The 23547-nt window shown below is 73.2% G+C and carries 19 protein-coding genes; 7 read left to right on the forward strand and 12 right to left on the reverse strand.

The window, feature by feature from the left end; translation table 11 throughout:
- Positions 1-35 precede the first annotated feature (35 nt).
- The 7 genes from fxsT to ACFWUY_RS28125 form a co-directional block, all read right to left on the reverse strand.
- Complete coding sequence (gene fxsT / locus ACFWUY_RS28095) at positions 36-3059, reverse strand: FxSxx-COOH system tetratricopeptide repeat protein (RefSeq protein WP_384115399.1); 3024 nt, start codon at positions 3057-3059, stop codon at positions 36-38.
- A 58-nt stretch (positions 3060-3117) separates the two neighbouring features.
- Positions 3118-4416: an aKG-HExxH-type peptide beta-hydroxylase gene (locus ACFWUY_RS28100; RefSeq protein WP_384115402.1), complete on the reverse strand. Its 1299-nt coding sequence runs from the start codon at positions 4414-4416 to the stop codon at positions 3118-3120.
- 231 nt (positions 4417-4647) lie between these two features.
- Positions 4648-4845 carry a hypothetical protein gene (locus ACFWUY_RS28105; protein ID WP_384115406.1) on the reverse strand — a complete coding sequence of 66 codons (198 nt, stop codon included), beginning with the start codon at positions 4843-4845 and terminating at the stop codon, positions 4648-4650.
- A 114-nt stretch (positions 4846-4959) separates the two neighbouring features.
- Positions 4960-8166 (reverse strand): SAV_2336 N-terminal domain-related protein, encoded by a 3207-nt coding sequence (locus ACFWUY_RS28110; protein WP_384115409.1) that lies wholly within the window; start codon positions 8164-8166, stop codon positions 4960-4962.
- A 16-nt stretch (positions 8167-8182) separates the two neighbouring features.
- Positions 8183-9199: an AAA family ATPase gene (locus ACFWUY_RS28115; RefSeq protein ID WP_384115412.1), complete on the reverse strand. Its 1017-nt coding sequence runs from the start codon at positions 9197-9199 to the stop codon at positions 8183-8185.
- A 121-nt stretch (positions 9200-9320) separates the two neighbouring features.
- Positions 9321-11366, reverse strand: coding sequence for a trypsin-like peptidase domain-containing protein (locus tag ACFWUY_RS28120; protein ID WP_384115415.1), 2046 nt, complete (start codon positions 11364-11366; stop codon positions 9321-9323).
- Positions 11363-11869 (reverse strand): CU044_2847 family protein, encoded by a 507-nt coding sequence (locus ACFWUY_RS28125; RefSeq protein WP_384115418.1) that lies wholly within the window; start codon positions 11867-11869, stop codon positions 11363-11365. Before ACFWUY_RS28125 ends, ACFWUY_RS28120 begins: the two co-directional genes overlap by 4 nt.
- A gap of 94 nt (positions 11870-11963) precedes the next feature.
- Between ACFWUY_RS28125 and ACFWUY_RS28130 the strand changes: the two genes are divergently transcribed.
- The gene (locus ACFWUY_RS28130) at positions 11964-12149 is read left to right on the forward strand and encodes a DUF6104 family protein (RefSeq protein ID WP_024761804.1); all 186 of its coding nucleotides are present in this window, start codon (positions 11964-11966) and stop codon (positions 12147-12149) included.
- A gap of 72 nt (positions 12150-12221) precedes the next feature.
- Here the strand turns inward: ACFWUY_RS28130 and ACFWUY_RS28135 are convergent, their stop codons facing one another.
- Positions 12222-13076 carry a hypothetical protein gene (locus ACFWUY_RS28135; protein WP_384115421.1) on the reverse strand — a complete coding sequence of 285 codons (855 nt, stop codon included), beginning with the start codon at positions 13074-13076 and terminating at the stop codon, positions 12222-12224.
- A gap of 147 nt (positions 13077-13223) precedes the next feature.
- Here ACFWUY_RS28135 and ACFWUY_RS28140 point away from each other — a divergent pair, with 147 nt between their 5' ends.
- The gene (locus ACFWUY_RS28140) at positions 13224-14099 is read left to right on the forward strand and encodes a DUF4097 domain-containing protein (protein WP_384115424.1); all 876 of its coding nucleotides are present in this window, start codon (positions 13224-13226) and stop codon (positions 14097-14099) included.
- A 1-nt stretch (position 14100) separates the two neighbouring features.
- Positions 14101-15000 carry a PadR family transcriptional regulator gene (locus tag ACFWUY_RS28145; protein ID WP_384115427.1) on the forward strand — a complete coding sequence of 300 codons (900 nt, stop codon included), beginning with the start codon at positions 14101-14103 and terminating at the stop codon, positions 14998-15000.
- Between the two features lie 77 nt (positions 15001-15077).
- Here the strand turns inward: ACFWUY_RS28145 and ACFWUY_RS28150 are convergent, their stop codons facing one another.
- Both ACFWUY_RS28150 and ACFWUY_RS28155 read right to left on the reverse strand, forming a co-directional pair.
- The gene (locus tag ACFWUY_RS28150; RefSeq protein ID WP_384115430.1) at positions 15078-16484 is read right to left on the reverse strand and encodes a cellulase family glycosylhydrolase; all 1407 of its coding nucleotides are present in this window, start codon (positions 16482-16484) and stop codon (positions 15078-15080) included.
- A gap of 60 nt (positions 16485-16544) precedes the next feature.
- The gene (locus ACFWUY_RS28155) at positions 16545-17510 is read right to left on the reverse strand and encodes a zinc-binding dehydrogenase (RefSeq protein ID WP_384115433.1); all 966 of its coding nucleotides are present in this window, start codon (positions 17508-17510) and stop codon (positions 16545-16547) included.
- A gap of 85 nt (positions 17511-17595) precedes the next feature.
- On the opposite strand from ACFWUY_RS28155, the gene ACFWUY_RS28160 reads away from it, so the two are divergent.
- A complete protein-coding gene (locus ACFWUY_RS28160) occupies positions 17596-18051 on the forward strand; it encodes a DUF6416 domain-containing protein (RefSeq protein WP_384115436.1) in 456 nt (151 codons plus the stop codon).
- 196 nt (positions 18052-18247) lie between these two features.
- Here ACFWUY_RS28160 and ACFWUY_RS28165 read toward each other — a convergent pair whose 3' ends face one another.
- Positions 18248-19459 carry an NADP-dependent malic enzyme gene (locus tag ACFWUY_RS28165; protein ID WP_384115439.1) on the reverse strand — a complete coding sequence of 404 codons (1212 nt, stop codon included), beginning with the start codon at positions 19457-19459 and terminating at the stop codon, positions 18248-18250.
- Between the two features lie 538 nt (positions 19460-19997).
- Between ACFWUY_RS28165 and ACFWUY_RS28170 the strand changes: the two genes are divergently transcribed.
- From ACFWUY_RS28170 to ACFWUY_RS28180, 3 genes are read left to right on the forward strand one after another with little or no spacing between them, the layout of a single operon-like run.
- The gene (locus ACFWUY_RS28170) at positions 19998-20966 is read left to right on the forward strand and encodes an ABC transporter substrate-binding protein (RefSeq protein WP_384115442.1); all 969 of its coding nucleotides are present in this window, start codon (positions 19998-20000) and stop codon (positions 20964-20966) included.
- 29 nt (positions 20967-20995) lie between these two features.
- Positions 20996-21946: an amino acid ABC transporter permease gene (locus ACFWUY_RS28175; protein ID WP_384115445.1), complete on the forward strand. Its 951-nt coding sequence runs from the start codon at positions 20996-20998 to the stop codon at positions 21944-21946.
- Positions 21943-22710, forward strand: coding sequence for an amino acid ABC transporter ATP-binding protein (locus ACFWUY_RS28180; RefSeq protein WP_384115448.1), 768 nt, complete (start codon positions 21943-21945; stop codon positions 22708-22710). Before ACFWUY_RS28175 ends, ACFWUY_RS28180 begins: the two co-directional genes overlap by 4 nt.
- Before the next feature lie 63 nt (positions 22711-22773).
- Here the strand turns inward: ACFWUY_RS28180 and ACFWUY_RS28185 are convergent, their stop codons facing one another.
- Entirely contained in the window at positions 22774-23523 is a 750-nt protein-coding gene (locus ACFWUY_RS28185; RefSeq protein ID WP_384115451.1) for a class I SAM-dependent methyltransferase, read from the reverse strand.
- Positions 23524-23547 lie beyond the last annotated feature (24 nt).

Consider the following 23547-nt stretch of genomic DNA (forward strand, 5'->3'; position numbering starts at 1 on the left):
AGGGGTGCCGGGCCTCCGGCGTTCTCCCGTACGGCTCAGAGGTTGGCCTCGAAGTCCCAGTACGGGCGGTTGCGCTGGCGGGCCGAGAGGGTGTGCGGGTGCTGGGCGCCGAGGGTCCTGGTGAGGGTGAGGAGCGCGTCCTCCTCCAGCTTCCCGGCCTCGTCGGTCTCGCGCAGACCGCGCAGGTCGGTGGCGAGCGCGACCTGGCAGGAGAGGGTCAGGGGGTGCTCGTTGCCGAGGACGTGCCGGGCCCGGCGCAGGGTGTCGCGGCTGAGGTCGGCCGCCTCGACGACCCTGCCGTTGAAGTTGCGGGCCGCGGTGGCGTTGAGGGCGCAGCCGAGCACCCAGGGGTGGTCGGGGTCGAGGGAGGCGGTGAGTCCGGCGAGCGCGGACTCCAGCATGGTCAGGGCCGAGGCCCGCTCGCCCGAGGCCTGCATCACGAGGGCGGTGTTGGCGAGGACGCCGGTGGACACCGGGTGGGCGGGGCCGAGGAGGGCGCGGTAGCCGGCCTCGGCCTCGGTGATGAGCTCGCGGGCCCGGTCGAGGTCGCCGTGCTCGCGCAGGTAGTTGGCGTAGTTGGTGACGGCGGAGAGCGTGATGTAGTGGCCGCGCCCCAGGGCCTGTTCGAGGTGGTCGAGGACCCCGGTCATGACGGCGCCGATGTCGTCCTTGAAGCCGCCTTCGCGGCGCCGGCAGAGGGCGAGCTGGCTGCGGGCGTAGAGGGTCTGGAGGTGTTGCGCGCCGAGGATCTTCACGTGGAGGCGGACGTTGGCCTCCTGGCGGCCGAGGGCCTCGCGGTAGCGGCCGAGCAGCCGGAGGTCCTGGGCGACGGCGTTGTTGGAGTTGAGGGTGGAGGGGTGGTGGGGGCGCAGGATGTTCTCGCAGCGGGCGAGGGTGTCGGCGTCCTGCTCGTACGCCTCCTGGTAGCGGCCCAGCATCCGCAGGACGACGCCGACGTTGTGGCGGGCGGCGAGGGTGAGTTGCTGGGTCTCGCCGAGGAGGCTCTGGGCCTCGGCGAGGACTTCGCGCTGGAGTCGTTCCGATTCCTTGTACTGGCCGAGGAAGCGCAGGTCGCGGGCGATGCAGATCTTGGACTGGAGGTCGCTGAGCTCGTCGGTGTGGTCGGCCGCGGCGAGCAGGTTGCGACGGGCCAGGTCGAGTTCGTACGCCTCGCGGAAGCCGCCGCTGCGTCGCAGGATGTCGCCTTCGAGGGTGGTGAGTTCCTGCATGGGCGGGGAGAGGGGGTCCATGAAGCCGGTCCAGCTGCCGCGGATGCGTTCGGCGAGGCGGGTGCCCGCCTTGTACTCGCTGCTGCGGTCGCAGTAGCGCAGGCAGTTGAGGACGGTGGTCTGGATGCGCGGGTCGGTGCTGCGCAGCGCCCCGGAGGGCTCCAGGTGGGGCAGGAGCTCGGAGTAGCGGGGCCAGTTGCGGCTGTCCGTCGGGTTCCCGGGGTCGGCCTCGGCGAGGAGGGTGCGGACCGCCTTGCGGTGGGCGTCGCGGTGCTCGCCGTCGGTGAGCCGGGAGACGATGTCGTGGACGAGCCGGTGCATGTGGACCGACTCCTGCTGGGGTGCGGCCTCCTCGCTGGTGACGGGGCCGCGGATCTCCCGGGTGAGCACCGAGTAGTTGACGAGGGTGTCGAGGGCACGGGACCAGGCGGGCAGGTCGGTGGCCATCCACCGCAGGTCCTCGGGGAGGGGGGCCTGCGGGTAGGCGCGGACGATGCCGAGGGGGATGCGGCCGGGGGCGAAGGAGGCGCAGAGGCTGAGGATGTCGATGGCCTGGGGCTGGGCGCGCCGGAGCCGGTTGATCAGTATCGACCAGGAGGTGAGGGAGGTGTTGGGCATGCCGTCGCCGGTGCTGGGCGCGTCGACGGTGGAGAGCCGCCCTTCGCGGACCATGCGCAGGTACTCGGAGGCCTCCATGCCGGACTCGCCGAGCCAGGCGGCGGCCTGGACGAGGGGCAGGGGTACGTCTCCGAACTCGGCCGCGACCTCGTCGGCCTCGGCGGCGGTGATGTGCGGGGCCCGGCGCATGAGGTAGCCGGTGGATTCCGCGCGGTCGAAGTTGCGGACCGGGAGCACGTCGGTGTGTTCGCGCCAGCCGTGGTTGCGGGAGGTGATGAGGACGTGTCCCGGCCCGTGCGGGAGCATGACGTTGACGCCCTCGATGTCGTCCCAGCCGTCGAAGACGACGAGCCAGCGGCCGTGCGGGTCGCCGCGGCGGAGGGCTTCGCGGACGGCGCGGATGCGTTCGCCGGGTTCGCTGCCGGTGGGCAGTCCGAGGGCGACGGCGAGTTCGCCGAGGCGGTCGCGCTGGACGTTCCGGTCGTCGGAGCTCACCCACCAGATGACGTCGTAGTCGGAGCTGAAGCGGTGGGCGTACTCGGCGGCGATCTGGGTCTTGCCGATGCCGGACATGCCGAGGAGGGTGTACGCGGCGTTGCCGCGCTCGGCGTCCATGAGCCGTTCCTGGAGCTCGGTCAGGAGGTCGTCGCGACCGGTGAAGCGGGGGTTGCGGCGGGGCACCTCGCCCCAGATGTCCGGCGGGGTGTCGGGGTAGCGCACGAGGGCCCCCGGCGGGATCCGGCGGGCGGGGGAACGGCGCGGTTCGATGCCGAGCCTGCTGAGGAGCCGGGCCTCGGCCTCCTCCTCCCCGACGCCCCAGAGGCTGACGGGTTCGAGGACGGCGGTGGCCGGGAGCAGGCTGCGGTTGGTGAGGTTGACGGCGGCGAAGCGGTCGGCGTGGCCCGCGACGAAGCTGCGCAGGACGTCGTTCCACTCGCCGGAGGGGCGGGGGCCGAGTTCGAAGAACCAGTCGTCGAGGACGAGGAGGACCTGGCCGCGGGCGAGGAGCAGGTCGCCGAGCGAGTCCTCCAGGGGGACCTCGCGGGGCGGGTCCCAGCGTTGCAGGGTGGCGCGGACGCCGTGGGTGTCGAGGCGCTGGTTGATCCAGGCCGCCCACGGCCTGTGGTAGCCGGGGAAGACGACGAGGACGTGCTCGGGGGCGGCTCTGCCACCGTGGTCCGCCGAAGCGCCGCCCGACCGCTGTTCCGCCATGTGTGCATCTCCCGTCCCGCTCACGCGCAACGCAGTGTCATGTGCCGTGGGCACAGTGTTACCCAAGGGCTCGCCGACCGGAGCCGAGACTCGCATGATGCTTTCGCATGTGACCGGCGAACTCCCTCCCCAATCCGGTCAGTTCATCGGATTCAAGCAGGATCGCAAGGGCCTCTGCCACCTGATCGTGGACATGGTCGAACTGTTGCGCGGACCGTACGCGCCACTGTTCGGGCACACCGGAGGCGCGGGTGACCCTGGCCGCCCGGTGCCACAGGTCGGCGAGCGCCAGATGGGCGTAGGCGCCCTGGAGGACGCCGGCGACCGGGCGGGCGTCGGTGCGCCAGCCGACCCGGTAGGTGGGAGCCGCCCGGTCCGGCGGGCGGGGCCGGTAGAGCGGGACCAGCTCGTGGAGCGTGGCGAGCTTGCTGTGGTGCAGTTCGTGGACGAGGGTCTCGGCCATGTCCGCCCCGCCGGCGGAGGGCGTCATGAGGACGGCCCCCGGGGCGGCGCTCAGCGTGGCCCCGAGGGAACGCGTCCCGCGCGGGACGAGCGGCACGACGGCGTCCACCGAGCGGCCCACCTCGACGGCCCGGACCGGGTCGGTCCCCCGCAGCAGACCGTGGGCGGCTGTCCAGCGGCCGGCCCAGCCGGCGTGGTCGGTGTCGGCGTGGTCGGCCGCCGCCCCGGCCGGGATGCCCATGGCCGGCGGCAGCCGGTACGGGTCGAGGTCCTCGAGACGGGTCGCACCGCCGGGCAGGGCGCGCAGCCCCCGCCAGCCGGGACCGCTGCCCGTCATCGCCCCCGCGGGGCCGTCCGGCCGGCGGCGGAGCACGGCGCGGGAGCCCGTACCGTCGCCGCCCCCGATCCGCACCGAGCGGGAGCGGGCGTCGATCCGGACCCGCTCCGCGCCGCCCGCCTCGACCCGGCCGACGCCGGTGAGTGGGAGCACCCCGCCGGGTGCCTCGACCACCAGGTCCAGGGGCAGTCCGGCGCGCAGGGCGGCGGTGACGGCGAGCGGTTCGAGATGGGCGAGGTGGCGGTCGAGGCCTGCCCCGAGCGGCTCGGTGAGCGCGGCGGCGAGCCAGGCCCCGGTGGTCGGGTAGTCCAGGACGGCGCGGACGACGGCCGGACCGGCCCGCTCGGCCCTTTCGAGCAGGAGCCAGCCCGCCTCGAAGCGGCGCAGCACCGTGGGCGCCACCGCCTCGCGGTGGCGTTGGACCCGCACCAGGAGGGTCTTGAGGAGGAGCAGCCGGCGGCCGTGCAGCCCGGACCGCAGAAAGGACGCCCCGGCAGCTCCGGGGCGGGTGGTGGCGATCTCGGCGAGGACCGCCGGGTCCGGCGGAGCCGCGATCACTCCCGGCTCCGGACACACGCCCGACCACCGGGCGGGCCGGACGACGGGACGACGGGCGATGGGGCGGAGGGCGCGCAGGACCTCAGGGCGCCGGACCGCAGGGTGCCTGACCGCAGGGCGCCGGACCGCAGGGCGCCGGACCTCAGGGCGTCGGCCGGCCGGCCGGCGGGGGCCGGGACAACGGCCGAAACCGAGCGCCCCGTACGGACGTCCCGCGGGCGGGCCCGGCCGTCAGCCGACGGACTCGTCCTCCTGCCAGGACTCGACGAGATCCGAGGGGCGGAGCAGCACTCTCTCCACCGCCGCCCCGAGGGCGGCGTCGTCCATGACCCGCAAGGTACGCAGGTCGACGGCCGCGAGATCGGACAGATGCGGGGACCTGACGGCATCCCGGCCGACACCGGTCGCCCACCCCGTGCGCTCGAACACTCTCGGCTCCTCCTCACCGACGCTGTCCCCCACGGTCGTAGCGGTGCGGCGGTTCTTCCCGACACCACGAGACCGGAAACCCATTCGATTCAACTGCCCCCATGTGCGCCCCCGTTATCCAGCCGTCCAGGACCACCACGGAGGCGCGACGCGGCGGCGCTCCTCGGACGTGAGCGCCACCCCCTCCCGCCCCTTCGCGCTCTCCACTTCCGCGAGCAGCGCCCGGGTCCGTTCCACGTCGTCCCAGTCGACCTCCACCAGTTCCCCCGTGAGCCGTCGCCACTGCTCGGTCGCGGCGAGCAGCGCGGTCCTGGCCCGCCCCGGCCGGCCCATCAGCAACAGGACGGCGCCCTGGGCGTGCAGGGCGCGGGCGCCGGTGACCGTGCCAGGCGTGTCGCCGTGGGCGGTACGGGAGTCCTCGCCGGCGTTGCGGTAGGCGGTGAGCGCGTCGCCGATCACCCCGTCCCGCGCCGTCTCGGCCAGTTCCAGCCGCACCCGGCCCAGTTGCAGCCACACCCCGGCGCGGTCCGCGGGGTCGTCGGTGCCCCGGAGCGCCTGTTCGAGCAGATGACGGCTCTCGAAGAGGTCGGGCAGGAATCCGGCGCGGTGGAAGCGGAGCGCGAGGACGCTGCCGATCAGGGTCCGCGCCCTGGCCCGCTCGGGCGCCCCGGCGGGCAGCCGGGTGAGGGCCTCGCGCAGGACGCCCTCGGCCCGGTCGACGGGGGCCGTGCCGGTGCCGGCCGCGGCGCGCCGGAGGAGCGATCCGCCCCAGGTGAGCAGGAGCGGGCCGCGCTGCGCGCTGTCGGCGGGGGCGAGCAGGGTGGCTTCCTCGTACGCCGCGTCGGCGGCGGCTCCGTCGCCCTGGGCGTCGTACAGCCGGGCGCGTGCGGTGGTGAAGCGCAGCCGCAGGGCGCGGCCGTCGCCGAGGAGGGGTTCGGCGCGGTCGAGCACGAGGCCGATGCGGGCCGGGTCCGCCTCGGCGAGGCGGAGGGCGTCGGCGAGGTCGAGGAGGGCGGCGGCGTTCTCGTGGAGGGCGAGGGCGGCGGTGAGTTCGCCGGCCGCCGCGTCGCCGTCGCCGCGGGCGAGGAGCAGCCGGCCGCGGCGCAGGTGGAGGGTGTGGCGGGCGGTCTCGGGCCAGTGGTCGGCGTCCTCGGCGAGGGCGGTGAGGGCCGCGTCGAGGTGGCCGGTCTCGTCGGTTTCGCGCCACAGCGCGTGGTGGACGACGGCGAGTTCGAGCCGCGCCTCGGCCCAGGCCTCGTCGCCGGGCGGGGCGATTTCACCGGCCCGTACGAGGGTGTCGGCGGCCTGGCCGAGAAGCTCCTGGCGCCGGCCGGTGCGCCGGGCGGCCGCGGTGCCCGCTTCGGCGTACAGGGCGCGGGCGAGGACGATGCGGGCCTCGACCGGTTCGGCGGGGAGCGCCGCCTCGGCGCGCTCGCGGGCGCCGGCGAGGAGAGCGGGGTCGGACTGGCCGCGGCCCTGCGCGAGGAGGCGGCGGGCCTCGGTGAGCGGGTCGGGAGTGACGAGGTCGGGGTGGTAGAAGCGGAGGACGCGCGCGGGGATCCGGGCGAAGAGTTCGGTCTCGGCGCCGTCCGGCCCGAGGGGTTCGTCGGTCTCGTAGGTCGCGTCGGTCCCGTGGGCCGCGCGGGCCGTGTCGGTCTCGTGGGGGAGGTCGCCGGCCCGTCCGGCGGCCCTCCGGGCGGCCGCCCCGGCGCCCCGGCCCGGGCCGGCTTCCGTACCGTCCTCCGTGCCGGTTCCCGCGAGGCGGGCGGCGGCGAGCGCCGGGAAGTTGCGCATGCCCTGGCCGAAATTGCGCTCCACGTAGGCGGAGCAGTGTTTGAGGACGAGGGCGGCGGCGCTGGGGTCGAGCGAGCCGAGGAAGTGCTGCTGGATGCCGGGCGGATAGCTGAAACAGGGGTACGGGGTGGGGCCGGGCAGCCGTCGCAGCAGCCCGCTGAGCAGGACCTCGGCCAGTTCCATCGGCCCGGTGTCGGGCAGCATGGCGCGCTGCACGAGCTGCATGACGGGCAGCGTCAGGGGGGCCGCCGCGAGGTGGACGGCGAGGCGGAGCGCGCCGGGTGAGGCGCCGGCCCGGAAGGCGCGCAGGAGGTCGTCGTCGCTCCGGGGCGCGCGGGGTGTGCGGGACGCGTGCGGCCTCACCGGCTCGGGGCCGAGCCAGGCCGCCCAGCCTCGTACGGTGTTGCCGCCGTGTCCGGTGTGGAGCCGGGTCCAGGAGGCGAAGGCCTCGGGGGTCGGGGTGAGCACGGGGACGGCCCGGCGGCCGGTCTCCCGGGGTCCCCAGGGTTCGTCGTCGGAGCGGAAGGCGCTGTGGCCGCCGGGGGTCGCGGAGCGCTGGAAGGTGCCGGGTTCGGCGGGGAGCGCGGTACGGGGCCAGAGGCGCGGCGGCAGGGGCTGGACGAGGGCGAGCGGGGAGTGGCGGGGCCACTGGCGCAGGAAGCGCTGGGCGGCGCCGCGCTGCCAGAGCGGTCCGACGCAGTCGCTGACGACGAGGGTGAGCCGGCGGCCGGTGGGGTCGTGGAGCTGGTCGACGGGGCGCAGCCGGGGCCGGCCGTCGGCGCCCGAGGTGGTGGTGACGAGCGGGGGGCCTTCGCCGGTGTCGTACAGGCGGTGCACCTGGACGTCCCGGAAGGCGCCGGACTGCTGGCAGGCCTGGCGGAGTTCCTCGACCATCCGGCTCCAGACGACCATGGCGGGGCCGGTGTCCATGAGGAGCTGGATGTCGGGGCGGCGTCCGGCGGCGGGGCGCAGGACGGGGGTGAGGATGCCGGCGGCGGCACTGCGTTCGGCGGTGGCCTCCTCGTCGAGGGTGCCCTCGCCGGGGCGGTGCGGCGCGAGGGTGTAGCCGCGCAGGGGGCGGAGGGCCTTCTGGAGGCCGAGGAGTCCGGGCAGGGCGTTGGCGCCGGGGGCGCGGACGGGCAGGGTCGCGCCCCGCTCCGTACGCCCTGGTCCGCCGTCCGTGCCGGCGGCTCCGCGGGTCCCGGTGACCATGTGCAGGGAGACGGACTCGCGGGCGCCCGGCCCCGGCGGCCCGCCCGCCCTTCCCGCCGCTCCCACGCCGTCGCGTACGGCACCGTTCTCGCCCCGGTCCGGGTCCCCGGCGGACCGGCGCGGACCGTCGGAGGCGTCCTCGGCCGTCTCCCGCGGTGGGTCGGTCTCCGGGCTCCGCGGCCCTTCCGGCCCGCCCGGCTCCCCCGGGGTGGGGCCGGGGAGCCACTGGGCCAGCCAGAGGGCGTCGGCGACGTCCTCGGCGGTGGGGTCCTGGCCACCGTCCCGCAGTCTGCGGGTGAGCTCTTCCAGATGCATCCGGTGCATCCGTCCGTCACCTCGGCTGATCGAGCGGTTGCATGAGCATGTCGGCGATGCGTTCCCTGGTGACCCGTTCGGCGCGGGAGGCGTGCTGGGTCAGGTAGAGGGCGTTGAGGAGCTGATCGGTGGCGATCACCTCGCCGGGCTCGCGGTTGAGGAAGCGCTGGACGAGGCCCTGTTCCCCTTCGCCCCCGGCGGCCTCGGTGCCGAGGTGGGCCTCGATCATGGCGCGGAGCTGCTCCTCGCCGGGCGGTTCGAGTTCGAGGCGGATGCAGCGGCGCAACAGGGCGGCGGGGAAGTCCCGTTCGCCGTTGGAGGTGAGGACGATGAAGGGGAAGGTGGTGCAGCGGACCCGGCCGCCGAACACCCGCACCTTGCGGCCGTCGTCGCTGAGCACCTCGACGACGGGCTCCCGGTCGGCGAGCCGCTCCAGCTCGGGGATGGCGAACTCGCCCTCCTCCAGGGCGTTCAGGAGGTCGTTCGGCAGGTCGAGGTCGCTCTTGTCGAGCTCGTCGATGAGCAGCACCCGGGGCTGCTCGGAGGGGAGCAGCGCGGTGCCGAGCGGTCCGAGCCTGATGTACGAGCCGATGCCGGCCGGGGCCGCGGCGGCGGAGCCGGGCGATCCTGCCTGGGCGCGCTCCAGTTGGACGTCCTGGAGCCGGCCGATGGCGTCGTACCGGTAGAGACCGTCCTGGAGGGTGGTGCGGCTGACGATCGGCCAGCGCAGCACCCGTCCGAGGCCCAGTTCGTGGGCGACGGCGTGCGCGAGGGTGGACTTGCCGGTGCCGGGGTTGCCGGTGACGAGGAGCGGGCGCCTCAGGTACAGGGCGGCGTTGACGGCGTCCGTCTCCGCGGGTCTGGGGTGGTGGTTCTGGACGAGTCTGCGCTTGACGCCGAGCCGCCGGTCGGAACCGGCCAGGGTGTCGTCGGCGCCGCCCGTCGAGAAGTCCCGCCAGGGCGGCGGCGCGGGCAGCCGCCGTATCTCGTCGTGCGGAAGACCGGCACCACGGTAGATCCGCCAATCGTTCACGATGGACTCCTCCTGGCTGTGGTGTCGATGCCGGGTCCGTCGACGGTACCGCCCGGGGGCGGGGCCTGCCGATGGCGTGACCGGACGGATCGCGGGTCGGTCGTCCCGGTGGCCGCTCGGGTCACTGCTCCCCCTCCCCGAGCAGCGTCGGGGCCTCCAGACGCCCGCCGTGCGGCGGCCGGTCGGGCGGGTCGAGCAGGACCGCGATGCCCTCGGCCCACGCGTACGCGGCCCGCGCCTCGGGCCCGGCCGCCCGGTCCGTCGCGCGGGTGCGCAGGGAGCGGACGGGACCGCGTACGCCCCAGGCGGTGAGGGCGGTGGTGAGCAGCCGGTCGGCCCGCTCGTGGAACTCGGCGCAGTCGGTGTGGTCGTGGGCGCCGGTACGCCAGAGGGCGAGCGGGTGTCCTGCGGCCAGGGCCGCGTTCATCGCCATGAGGCCGTCGCCACTGCCCACCTGACCGCAGTAGACGGGGACGGCACCGGCCTCGGTCTCACGGAGCCGGTCGTACGTCTCCGCCCAGGTCTCCCTGCGTACGCGCGGGGTGTGGGCGTCCGGGCCCGCGCCCTGCACCTCGGCGCGCAGCGGGGTGGCGTGGAGCGGTCCGCGCTCCGCCGCCTCCCAGCGCTCGCGCCATTCGGGGGCCGGTTCCCGGTCGTGGCGGCGGGCGTCGCGGATGACCACGATCCTGCGCTGGCCGAGGGTGGTCGCCCAGGCGTCGTCGGGGCCCTGCGGCGGTTCGAGCCGCCAGGTGTCGAGGGGTTCGTCGAAGAGCTCGCGCGGCAGCACCGCCTCCACGGCCGCCAGGTGCGGTCCGCTGTCGCCGCGCCGCAGGGCGTCCGCGAGCGGCTCGCGCAGGGTCTCCCTGAGGCGGGCCCGCTCGACGCCCCGGTCGTCGCAGTGGAGCGGGCTGACGGTGTGCCCGTCGAGGAGGAGCTTGACCCGCCACGGGTAACTCCGGCCCCAGCGGGGGGTGTCGATCTCCAGGAGGACGTCCGCACGCGCGCGGGGTTCGCGTACGGAGAGCGGCGCGGGCCTGCCCGGGGTGACGAGCCGGTCGATCTCGCGCCGGAGGTGGCGGTCGGCGTCGCCCGACTCGTCGACGATCCAGCGGGTGAGCGCCGTGGTGTCGGCCCGGTCGCCGTACCGCCCGCCGACGTGCCGGGCGACATGGGCCGCGTACAGGAGCACCGCGTCCAGGTCGAGGTCGCGGACACCGTCCCTGCGGGGCGCCCGCAGGCCGCGCAGGAGTCCGGCGCCCTCGCTCCAGGTGCGCGGATCGTCCTCCAGTGCGTCCGGCAGGTCGTCGTCCCTGATCCACGCCTTGACCTGGTCGATCAGGTCCATGATCTCGCCGGGCGCGGTGGGCGCGGGCAGTTCGGCGAAGTGCCCGTACAGCTGGGTGCGCAGGCCGGGGCTCACGCCCTGGGCACCGGACAGCTTCCGCTGGGCGCGGGTCCAGTCGGGCCGGTCGTCGAGCGAGCGGTAGCGGGCCAGGTGGTACCGGTCGTGGGCGCGCAGCGCCTCACCCATGGCGTCGCCGCCGGGGAGGTCGTGCAGCGCGCGCAGGGCGGTGACGGGGACGACCGCGCCGCCGTCGCGCCCGCGGCCCTTGTTGAGGCCGACGACGGCGCCCTGCTGGTGGTCGACGACGGGCCCGCCCGAGCAGCCTTCGACGGGCATGACCCAGTCGGTGATGAGGGCTTTCCCGTCGCTGCCGATCAGGGTGCCGTGGACGTGCCGGACGCCGAGCTCGCCGGTCTCCCGTGACCACCCGTGCAGTCCGACGGCGGTCGGCGGGACGGGCGGGCGCTCGCCGAGGCGCACGCAGGACGCCTTCCGCGCGCCCGGCACCCGGACGAGCGCGAGGTCGGGGAAGGCCCACCGGTCCGGCGGGTCGTCGGGCCGGTCGGGGCGCGGCAGGGCGAGCACGACGGTGCCGGTGGTCTCCCGGGTGGTCTTGCCGTCCTCCCAGGTGATGCCGACGGCCGGCTCGCTCCTCCACACCGCGCTTCCCCCCTCGGCCACGACATGGGCGCAGGTCAGCACCCAGCCGGGGGCGATGAAGAAGCCGGTGCCCCAGTACCGGTCGCCGTGCGGGTCATACCCGCAGCCGGGAGCGGCGATGCGTACGAGTGCGGGGCGCACGAGAGCGTCGAAGGCGCTCATGCGCGCTCATCGGCCGCCGGGCGCGCGTGGGGGGCTCTGTCGGTCCCGGGTGCCGGTGCCGTCGCGGGCCCCGTCTCCGGCACGGGTGTCGGCGCGGGGTCCGTCACGGGCGTCGGTGTCGACTCGGGATCCGTCGCCGGTGTCGATGTCGGCGCGGGGTCCGTCGCGGGCGTCGGGCCCGGTTCGGTCCAGGTGAGGGAGACGCTCACGGAGGCCTTGCCCGAGCCGTCCGCGAGGACCCCGATCACCTTGCCGGACTGCGCCGAGAGTTCGATGCCGAAGCTGACGGCGACCTCCACCGGCCCCTGTGGGTCGAGTCCGGCGCGCAGCGAGCCGACCACTCCGCGCACCACGTCCGTGAGCCCGCCGGCCATCGAGACCACCCGGTCCCTGACGCCGGTGTCCTGGAACCCGCCGCCCCTGCCGAGTTCCTGCACGTCACTGACCCGGGCCCACACGGGCGTGCCGTCGTCCAGCCGAATCCGCGCGATCCCGTGTGTCACAGCGCCCCCGCTCCCCGAAACGATGATGAGGAAGGCTAGTCGGTGGGACTGACGGGCGACAGGGGACGGGAGGGGTACGGCCTATCCTGATCGCATGTACTTCACCGACCGTGGCATCGAGGAACTGGAGAAGCGGCGAGGCGAGGAGGAGGTCACCTTCGAGTGGCTCGCCGAGCAGCTGCGGACGTTCGTCGACCTCAACCCCGACTTCGAGGTGCCGGTCGAGCGCCTCGCGACCTGGCTGGCCCGTCTGGACGACGACGAGGACGACGACGAGTAGAGCGCGCCGCGCGCGGAGTCGTATCCGCCCGCACCCGCGCGTAGTCGCGTCCGTCCGCGCCCGCGCGCGTGGTCAGGCCTCCCGCAGCCGGTCGTAGGCGAGGCCGAGCGCGCCGTGCGCGACGAGCAGTGCCCCGGCCGTCGCCCAGCCGCCGCTGCGTCGGCCGATCCCCCAGAGCAGCAGCGGCAGCCCCACCGCGAGCTGCACTCCGCCCAGGACGCGCGCCTCGGGGCCCCGCAGGTACGGGCCGAGGGGGCTGCCCTCCGCCACGTCGAGTTCGGCGCGCACGGCGTCGCTTCCCCAGGCTCTCAGCGCCGCTCGCGCGGGGGAGGCCTCGTCGCCGGACCGTTCGAGCTGCTCGGCGCCCCGGGCCAGGGCGTCGGAGCGGAGCCGGTCGGCGCTCTCGCCGGGGACGAGCCCGGCCGGCAGGGCGAGCCCGGTGCGGCCGAGGACGGCGACGACGCCGACGAGCCGGCGGTGGGCGTCGGCCTCCGGGTCGGGCACGGTGAGCGGGTCCAGGGCCTGTACGTCGAGGACCGGGTCGAGGGCGAGCCGGTCGGCGAAGGTCCGCATGGCCTCGTCCTCGCCGACGGGCGTGCCGTCCGCGAGCCAGGTGTAGCCGACCGTGCGGCGGAAGCCGGAGGCGAGCGTGAGTCCGGCCCTGTCGCGGTCCCACCAGAGCGCGACGACGGGCCAGGTGGCGGCGGAGACGGCGAGGGCGGTGGCCCAGCCGGTGACGACCTGTTCGACGGGTTCCCCGCCGTGGAGCCAGGGCCTGCCCTCCGGTACGAGGACGCTCCAGCCGTCGCCGGCCGGGGCGAGGAGCAGCTGTTCCCCGAGCAGCCGGGCGGGCGGGCGGACCGCCGGAAGATCGGCGCGGCAGAGCAGCAGTGCGCCGTCGGGGCGCGGTCCGGATGTCGCGTTCATGACCCTACGCTAAGCCAGTTTGTCCTTATTTCACCGCGATTGTTACCCCCGTCAGGGAAGAGTCAGGGTTGACTTCCCTTCACCGCGATATAGCGTGTCTTTCGAAAGACGCGATATGTTGCGTTGCCGAAACGGGAGGTCAGCACCATGACAGAGTGGTCCGTCACCGAGCCGACGAAACTGGCGCCGGCCGACCCCGTGACCCGGCTTCAGATCCGCATCGTCAACGGCGCGGTGAACGTGGTGGGGACGGACGAGAGTTCCGCCCGGGTGGAGATCTCGGAGATCGAGGGGCCACCGCTGATCGTGTCGCAGGACGGCTCCACCCTGACCGTGAGCTACGAGGACCTGCAGTGGAAGAGCATCCTCAAGTGGCTCGACCGCAAGGAGTACCGGCGCCGGGCCGTCGTCTCCGTGGCCGTCCCGGCGGGCGTCGACGTCGAGGTGGGAGTGGTCGGCGCCGAGGCCGTCGTCACCGGCATCCGGGGGCGTACGGAGGTGCGCGGCGTCACCGGCGACACCACCCTCCTCGGGCTCTCGGGACCGGTCCGCGCCGAGAGCGTCTCGGGGAACCTGGAGGCGCAGTCGGTGACGGGCGCCCTCCGGGTCAACTCGGTGACCGGGGACGTGACGGTGATCGAGGGCGCGGGCGCCTCCGTGAAGGCGGAGACGGTCAGCGGCGACATGGTCATCGACCTGGACCCGGCCGACCTCGACGGGCCGCCCGCCGACATCCGGCTCGCCAGTGTCTCCGGCGAGGTCGCCATCCGGCTCCCGCACCCGGCCGACGCCCGGGTCGAGGCGAGCACCACGAGCGGCTCCGTGTCGAACGCCTTCGAGGACCTGCGCGTCGGCGGCCAGTGGGGCACCAAGTCCGTGACCGGCACCCTCGGTGCGGGCCGGGGCACCCTCAAGGCGACCACCGTCTCCGGCTCCATCGCCCTGCTCCGGCGCCCCGAGCCGGACGGGGACACCGGCTCCTCCCCCTCCTCCGCCCCCTCCGCGACCGGAAAGGTGCTCTGACATGCCGCCCGTCTTCGCGCACGGCCGCCTCCGTCTCTATCTGCTCAAACTGCTCGACGAGGCCCCGCGCCACGGCTACGAGGTGATCCGCCTCCTGGAGGAGCGCTTCCAGGGGCTCTACGCGCCCTCCGCGGGCACGGTCTATCCGCGGCTCGCCAAATTGGAGGCCGAGGGTCTCGTCACCCACGCCAGCGAGGGCGGCCGGAAGGTGTACTCGATCACCGACGCCGGCCGCGCCGAACTGGCCGGGCGCGACGCCGAACTGGACGACCTGGAGCGGGAGATCCGCGAGTCGGTGTCGGAGCTGGCGGCGGAGATCCGCGACGACGTCCGGGGCGCGGCGGGCCGGGTGCGCAGCGAGATGCGCGCGGCGGCGGGCCGGACCCGTGCGGCGGAGCCCTCCTCGTTCGCCGACGCCAAGGAGGAGCTGCGCCGGGTCGGGCAGGAGTGGAAGGAGCAGGCCCGCCAGGCCCGCGCCGAGGCGAAGTCCGCCCGCCACCAGGCGAAGGAGTTCCAGCGGATCGCCCAGCAGGTGCAGGAGGAGGTCCAGGACCGCTTCTCGCGGGGCGACTGGCCCAAGGGTGTCTGGGAGGGCCTCTCGGACATCACGGCCCAGCTCGGCGGCCTCGTGGCGGGGACGACCCATCCGAAGGCCGCCGCCCAGGAGCCGCCGTTCGCGACGGCCCCGTCGGGCGAGGTGCCGGAGTGGGCGCGGGACACGGAGGGTTCGGGGGACCCGGCCCGTGACCTCGACCGGCTCCTCGACCGTTTCCGTGACGAGATCCGCGACGCGGCCCGCGATCACGGGGTGAGCCAGGACCAGCTGGCCGAGGCCCGTGACCAGCTGTCCACGGCGGCGGTCCGCATCACGGGCCTGCTGCGGTCCCGCCCCAGAGCGTAGGGGGACGGCCGGGCCGACGGTCCAAGTCTCCGAGGCCCCGGAGGACGACGGGCCTCGGCTCCGGGGGACGACCGGCCTCAGCCCCGGGTGACGGTCACTGTCACCCGGGCGCCGGGAGCCGCGAGGATCCAGGCCTTGCCCGCGGTCCCGCGGAGCACCAGCGCCCCGCCCCCGGCCTTCACCCGCCAGGTGCCGGGTGGCAGGGAGAGCTCGCTGATCCGGGGGCCGCGCCGCCCGGCGGAGTCGTACGACAGTCGGTAGACGCCGGCCCCCGGGTCGTACGCGGCGGAGCGGACCGTGCCGGCGACCGCCTCCGCGTACGGCTCGGCGGTCAGCTCCTTGTTCGTACGGAAGGTCCCGGCGCCGTCCACCGCGCAGTAGCCGCCGCCGTAGCACCAGACGTAGCCCGCCCAGCCGGAGCCGTAGCGGCCGAGGGAGGCCATGGCCTCGCGGTAGAAGCGGTTCATGTTCGGCAGGGAGTTGTTGAGCGGGCCCCACTCCCCCACCACCACGGGCACCTTGTACTCCTTGGGGTACAGGGTGACGGCCTGCTCGTAGCTCTCGATCCAGCCGGCGGCGGGGTCGTAGTCGGCGCCCGCCTCCATGCCGGTGTTGTAGAAGTGCGGGGCGTAGACGACCTTCGGGTCGTCGATCCGGCCGAGTCCGGTGGGCACGCCCTCGCCCACGATGGGGGTCGGCTCGACGAAGACCCAGGTGGACGGGTCGACCGACCGGACGGCGTCCGCGAGGCGGTTGTACAGGGGGGTGAGCTGGTCCCGTTCGATGCGCCGGGCCGCCGTCGCCAGGTCCTCGCCCTCCCGCAGCTCACCCATCGGCTCGTTGATGAGGTCGTAGCCGATGACGGCCGGGTGGTCCTCGAAGCGGTCGGCGAGCACCCGCCACATGTCGGCCTGCGCGCGCCGCAGGTCCTCGTCCTCGTAGAGGTGGGTGAAGGCCCGCTGGACGGCGGGTTCGAAGTACTCGGAGAACCAGTCGTCCGGGTGCGGGGTGAAGGGCAGTCCGTCGGTCCTGGTCGCCCACGCGGGCACGCCCCGATGGCCGAAGGCGGGTCCGAAGACGTCCTGGTGGGCGTCGATGAGGACCTTGACGTCGTGCTTCTCGGCCCAGTCCAGGATCCGTCCGATCTTCCGCAGATAGCCCTGGCTGTACTGACCGGGCCGGGGTTCGAGATCGTCCCAGAAGACCAGGAGGCGGGCGAAGTTGAAGCCCCTGGCCCGCATGTCGCGGAAGTGCCGTTCGGTGATCGCGGAGAGGGCGGCGTCGCCTCGGTTCGCCTTGTCCTCGACGTTCCAGCCGCGCAGGGTGAGGGTGCGGCCGTGTTCGTCGGTGAGGGCGGGTATCCGGTCACCGCCGGGGCTCTCGGCGTGGGCGGCGCCGGTCGGGGCGAGCAGCGCGGCGACGGCGGCGCCCGCGGCAAGGGTGGTTCGCAACAAGGAAGACCTCCGGCACGACGAGGTGAACATCGCTCATGTTTCGCGTGCCGGAGATCCCATCAGCACTACTGACGAGTCATCAAGGGTTCGTCACGAGGTCTTCAGGACGATCTTGCCGAAGAGTTCGCCGGAGGCCATCTTCTCGAAGCCCTCCCGCGCCCGGTCCAGCGGCAGGACCTCGTCGACGACCGGCCGGACGCCCGTCGCCGCGCAGAAGGACAGCAGGTCCTCCAGTTCGTCCTTGGAGCCCATGGTCGAACCGACCACCTTCAGCTCCAGGAAGAAGATCCGGGTCAGCTCGGCGTGCGCGGGCCGGTCGCCGCTCGTGGCGCCCGAGATGACGAGGGTGCCGCCCGGCCGCAGCGACTTGATCGAGTGGGACCAGGTGGCGGCGCCGACGGTCTCGATGACCGCGTCCACCCGCCGCGGGAGCCGCGCGCCCGGCTCGTACGCCTCGACCGCGCCCAGCTCCACGGCCCGCTTGCGCTTGGCCTCGTCGCGGCTGGTCGCGAAGACCCGCAGACCGGCCGCCTTGCCGAGGGCGATCGCCGCGGTGGCGACGCCGCCGCCCGCGCCCTGGACGAGCACCGAGTCCCCGGGCCGTACGCCGGCGTTGGTGAAGAGCATCCGGTAGGCGGTCAGCCAGGCGGTGGGCAGGCAGGCGGCCTCCTCGAAGGAGAGCTCCTTCGGCTTGGGCAGCACGTTCCAGCGGGGCACGGTCACCCGCTCGGCGAAGGTGCCCTGGTAGTGCTCGGTGAGGATGGACCGGGGCTCGTCGGGTCCGACGCCGTGGCCCGTCTGGCCGATCACGGAGTGCAGGACGACCTCGTTGCCGTCCTCGTCGATGCCGGCGGCGTCGCAGCCGAGGATCATCGGCAGCTTCCCCTCGGGCAGTCCGACCCCGCGCAGCGACCACAGGTCGTGGTGGTTGAGCGAGGCGGCCTTGACGGTGACGGTGGTCCAGCCGGCCCGCGCCTCGGGTTCGGGGCGTTCGCCCAATTCGAGGCCGTTCAGGGGCTGGTCGCGATCGATTCGGGCAGCATAGGCAGCGAACATGGACCCGACCCTAGGTCGCCGCGGGCGCGTGGCGGAACCACACACCCGTGTGACGCGTGTCCCTCCCCGCCGATACGGTGCGGGCGTGACGGACACGCGCAGGTTCCTGGACGAGGGCGCACCGGACCGGGAGCGGCACGACGGGGGTTCGGGCCACTCCGCGTCGTCCGCGTGGGGTGCGGCGGACGGCGGCCTCGCCGTCGCCTTCGCGGCGGCGCTGCCCGCCTCCGCCCGACAGGTCCTCGACCACCTCGTCGAACGCCCGGGGCAGCGTGTGCACTGCACGGAGCTGTTCGCGCGGGCGTTCGCCAGGACCGACGGGGCCGGTCCGGCGAGCGCCGTGGCGGATGTGATCGGCGGGATGCGGGAGGCGTACGACGCGTCCGGCCGTCGCTACCCGTTCTCCTGGTGGGAGGCGGACGGGGGCAGGACCGGCGCCGACTACGCGGTGAAGCCCTCCGTCGCGGCCCTGTTCCTGACCGCCCGGTACCCCGCCACCCGCGAACCGGCCCCGGCTCCCACCGGCAGGGCCTGCGTCTGAAAGCGGGCCGCCGCCCTCGGCCCCCGGAGCATGCGAGAGGGCCCCGTTCCGACGTACGGAACGGGGCCCTCTCGGCGTACCGGCGGACGGACCACCGGGACGGACCACCGGGACGGACCACCGGGCGGACCGGCGGACGAATCCGCGGGCGTACCGGCGGGCGCGCCCGCACAAGGCGCGCCACCGGACGCACGCGTCAGCGGCGGGCGACGCCCTCGGCGCGGGCGGCGGCGGCGACCGCGGCCGCGACGGCAGGGGCGACCCGCTCGTCGAACGGCGACGGGATGACGCAGTCGGCGGCGAGCTCGTCCTTCACCACGTCCGCGATCGCGTTGGCCGCGGCGATCTTCATGCCCTCGGTGATCCGGGAGGCCCGGACCTGGAGCGCGCCGGCGAAGATGCCGGGGAACGCGAGCACGTTGTTGATCTGGTTCGGGTAGTCCGAGCGGCCGGTCGCCACGACGGCCGCGTACTTGTGCGCGACGTCGGGGTGGACCTCGGGGTTCGGGTTGGCCATGGCGAACACGAAGGCGTTCGGAGCCATGGACGCGACGGCCGCCTCGGGGACCGTACCGCCGGAGACGCCGATGAAGACGTCCGCGCCGGCCAGGGCGCTCTCCAGGGAGCCGGCGAGCCCGGCCTTGTTGGTGAGCTCGGCGATCTCGCGCTTGACGTCCGTGAGGTCCTCGCGGTCGCGGCTGACGATGCCCTTGCGGTCGGCCACGGCCACGTCACCGAGGCCGGCCTCCAGGAGGAACTTGGCGATGGCCACTCCGGCCGCACCGGCGCCGGAGATGACCGCGCGCAGGTCGCCGAGGGTCCGGCCGGTCAGCTTCGCCGCGTTGCGGAGGGCGGCGAGCGTGACGATCGCGGTGCCGTGCTGGTCGTCGTGGAAGACGGGGATGTCGAGGCGCTCCTGGAGCTTGCGCTCGATCTCGAAGCACCGCGGCGCCGAGATGTCCTCCAGGTTCACGCCGCCGAAGGACGGGGCGAGCCGGACGACGGTCTCGACGATCTCGTCGGTGTCGGTGGTGGCGAGGGCGATCGGGACCGCGTCCACGCCGCCGAACTGCTTGAAGAGGATGGCCTTCCCCTCCATGACCGGGAGGGAGGCCTCCGGGCCGATGTCGCCGAGGCCGAGCACTGCCGTACCGTCGGTCACGACCGCGACGACCTGGGACTTCCAGGTGTAGTCGTTGACCAGCTCGGGCTGCTCGGCGATCGCGGTGCACACCTTGGCGACGCCGGGCGTGTACGCGAGGGACAGGTCGTCCTTGTCCCGCAGGGGGACGGTGGCCTGAACGGCCATCTTGCCGCCCCGGTGGAGGGCGAAGACAGGATCGAAGGGCTCCTCCGGAGCCCCTTCCGTACCACTGTCATTGCGAGGATTGACGATCTCCGCTGCCATTGGGTTGTACCCCTTAAGTCTGTTTCATTTGAGGGTGGCCACTCCTGGTTGAGGAGGGGTGGGGAGGCACCGCGGCCGCCGTGTCTGGCAGCCGCGCGGGCGCGCCGCACAACGCGCCCTGAGCCCCGGATGAGGGGTGTAAGGATCCTTCTTACCGGACGGACGGCACCGCAGACGAGTCCATAACCGCTCGGTGACGCGACTCATACCGAGCGCATCCGGACACGGACGGAGAACGACACGTCACCCCATGTCCCGACAGATGCACTCCCCACCCGATTGGCGGCCTTCGACTCGTCCGAATGGCGAGATCCACAGGAGATTTTTCGGTGGCGGGGAAGGGATTCCGAAGAAGATCCGGCCCTGATGTACCGGCCTGTCGGCATTCGGCCGTCACTCGTTACCCGATTTTGACATCCGCGGCAGCCGGTTTGGGGCGGTCCGAATGGCAAGATGCCGTAATCACACGAGGTCACGACACTCGAAGAGATGTACGTGACCACCTGGCAACTCCCTCACACGCCGGAGGAACCCGATCATGACCGCACGCACCACGCGCTGTACGACCGCCAAGACCCGCACGTCCCGTCTTGCCGCGGTCGCCGCCATCGCGGTCGCCGGCTCCGTGCTGCTGACCGCCTGCGGTGACCAGACCGAGGGCGGCTCCGCCACCCCGACGAAGGACGGCGGCTCCGCGTCCACCAACGCCGCCCCGCTCTTCTCGAAGCTCCCCGCCGACATCCAGAAGGCCGGTGTCATCAAGGTCGGCACCGACGCCTCGTACGCTCCGATGGAGTTCACCGAGAACGGCAAGATCGTCGGCGTCGACCCCGACATCGCCGCGGCCCTGGGCAAGCAGCTCGGCGTCGAGTTCAAGTTCACCTCGGGCACCTTCGACGGTCTGATCACCTCGATCTACAGCGGTCGCCAGGACCTGATCATGTCCTCGATGACGGACAACAAGAAGCGCCAGGAGGGCCTGGACGACAACGGGAAGAAGATCGGCAAGGGCATCGACTTCGTCGACTACTTCAGCTCCGGCGTCTCCCTCCTGGTCAAGAAGGGCAACCCGCAGGGCATCAACTCCCTCGACGACCTCTGCGGCAAGACCGTGGCCGTCCAGCGCGGCACGATCTACGAGGACACCTTCAAGGCCCAGGCCACGAAGTGCGGCGCCAAGAAGCTGACGATCCAGGCCTTCGACAGCGACGCCGAGGCGCAGACCCGCGTCAAGGCCGGCGGCGCCGTGGCCGACCTGAACGACTACCCGGTGGCCGCGTACATCGCGAAGACCTCGGGCGGCGGCAACGACTTCGAGGTCGTCGGCAGCCAGAGCGACGTCGGCCTCTTCGGCATCGGCGTCTCGAAGGACAAGCCCCAGCTGCGCGACGCCGTCAAGGAGGCGCTCGACGCGATCATCAAGGACGGCACCTACGCCGAGGCCCTGAAGAAGTGGGACGTCGAGGACAGCGCCGTCAAGTCGGCCACCATCAACGCCGGCAAGTGACCTCCCCGCTCCACTGAAGGGCAGTCGTCGTGACTGACAAGATCAGCAAGGACCCGGCCGCCGCTCCGGCCGGGCCCGGCGCCTCGGGCACTCCGTACGAGGCGATCAAGGCCATCCCCGTGCGGCACTACGGGCGCTGGGTCAGCGCCGTCGTGGTCGTCGTACTGCTCGGCTGGCTCGCCTACGCCTTCTCCCAGGGCAACATCATCTGGGACACGGTGTGGGACAAGGTGTTCGACACCTCGGTCATCAGCGGCCTGTGGAACACGATCATCATCAGCGTCGCCTCGATGGCCCTCGGCCTGGTCCTCGGCGTCCTCTTCGCGGTGATGCGGCTCTCCAAGAACCCGGTGACGGGCGCGGTCGCGTGGCTCTACATCTGGTTCTTCCGCGGCACCCCGGTCTACGTCCAGCTGCTGGTGTGGTTCAACCTGTCGCTGATCTTCCAGTACATCGACCTCGGGCCGATCTACAAGAACGAGACCGTGGACGTCATGACGCCGTTCATGGTGGCGCTGCTCGGTCTCGGCCTCAACGAGGGCGCCTACATGGCGGAGATCGTCCGCGCGGGCATCCAGTCGGTCGACGAGGGCCAGACCGAGGCGGCGCACGCGCTCGGCATGTCCCAGCCGAAGACCATGGGTCGCATCGTCCTTCCGCAGGCCATGCGGGTGATCGTGCCGCCGACGGGCAACGAGTTCATCAACATGTTGAAGACCTCGTCGCTGGTCTCGGCCGTGCAGTACACCGAGGTGCTGCGGGCCTCCTCGAACATCGGCAACACGGCCGGTGCCGTGATGGAGATGCTCTTCGTCGCCTCCATCTGGTACCTCGCGCTGACCAGCGTGTTCAGCGTCGGCCAGTACTACCTGGAGCGCCGTTTCGCCCGCGGTTCGACGCGTAACCTGCCGCCCACCCCGTTGCAGCGGGTCAAGGCGAACCTCACCACGTTCAAGCGTTCCCCGGAGGCATCGGCATGACCGGTCAGCCCATGGTCAAGGCGGAGGGCGTCCACAAGTCCTACGGCGCCGCACACATCCTCCGGGGCATCGACCTGGAGGTGCAGAACGGCGAGGTCTTCTGCCTCGTCGGCCCCTCCGGCTCCGGCAAGTCGACCTTCCTCCGCTGCATCAACCACCTGGAGCGCATCGACGGCGGCCGGCTCTCCGTCGACGGGCACCTGGTCGGCTACCGGCAGAAGGGCGACAAGCTCTACGAGCTGAAGGACAGCGAGGTCGCGGTCCAGCGCCGGGACATCGGCATGGTCTTCCAGCGCTTCAACCTCTTCCCGCACATGACGGCCCTGGCCAACGTCATGGAGGCCCCGATCCAGGTGAAGGGCGAGTCCAAGGCGGTGGCGCGCGAGCGCGCCGAGCGCCTGCTCGACCGGGTCGGCCTGCGGGACAAGATGGGGAACTACCCGACGCAGCTCTCCGGTGGTCAGCAGCAGCGCGTCGCCATCGCCCGCGCGCTGGCGATGGAGCCGAAGCTGATGCTCTTCGACGAGCCGACCTCGGCGCTCGACCCGGAGCTGGTGGGTGACGTCCTCGACGTCATGCGGGACCTCGCCGAGTCGGGCATGACGATGATCGTCGTCACGCACGAGATGGGCTTCGCCCGCGAGGTCGGCGACTCGCTGGTCTTCATGGACGGCGGCGTGGTGGTCGAGTCGGGCAACCCGCGGGACGTCCTGGGCAACCCGCAGCACGACCGGACGAAGGCGTTCCTGTCGAAGGTGCTGTAGGGCGCACGGCATGAGGAGAGGGGCGGTACGGGTCACCCGTACCGCCCCTCTCCCCTGTCCGGCCTACTTCACGGCGAGGAGGAGGGTGTCGGAGGGCGAGGCCCAGACGGCCCTGGCCTCGCCGAATCCCGCGGCGCGGAGGGTGTCGGCGTGCCAGGCCGGGGAGGGCATGTCGCCGTCGGCGTGCTCGCCGTAGATCTCGAAGCGGCGGGCGGTGGGCTCGGCGAGGACGGGGTCCTTGCCGGCGAGGGCCCACCAGTCGGCCCAGTCGAGGACCCCGGCGGCCTTCTCCCGGTCCATGCGCGCGTGCCGCTGGGCGCGCTCGGCGGCGTTGATGCGGGGCGTGGTCGTGTCGATCATGTGGTCGGCGTTCATGAAGACGCCGCCGTCGCGGACGAGGCCGGCGACCTGCCCGTAGAGCGCCGTCAGGGGCTCGCTGTGCAGCCAGTGGAGCGCGGTGGCGGTCAGGACGGCGTCGTACGAGTCGTGGGGCAGCCGCGCGGTCCACGCGGGGTCCTTGAGGTCGGCGTTCACGAAGGTGACGCGCTCGTCGCCGGCGAAGTACCCCTCGGCGATGGCGAGGAGGGCGGGATCGAGGTCGACGCCGACGCTGCTCGCCTCGGGGAACCTCTTGAGGAGCCGATCCGTGATACTTCCCGTACCGCAGGCGAGGTCGAGGACGCGGGGCTTCGCTCCCACCAGTGCCTCGACCATGTCGAGCATCACCCCGAACCGCTCCTCACGGTCCGGCATGTACCACTCCTGCTGACGGTCCCAGCTCTGCTGCCAGCCCGCCCAGTCGGTTCCGGTCATCGTCACCCCTTCCCCTCACGTAAT

The organism is Streptomyces sp. NPDC058664 (assembly GCF_042716635.1).
Lineage (GTDB): Bacteria > Actinomycetota > Actinomycetes > Streptomycetales > Streptomycetaceae > Streptomyces.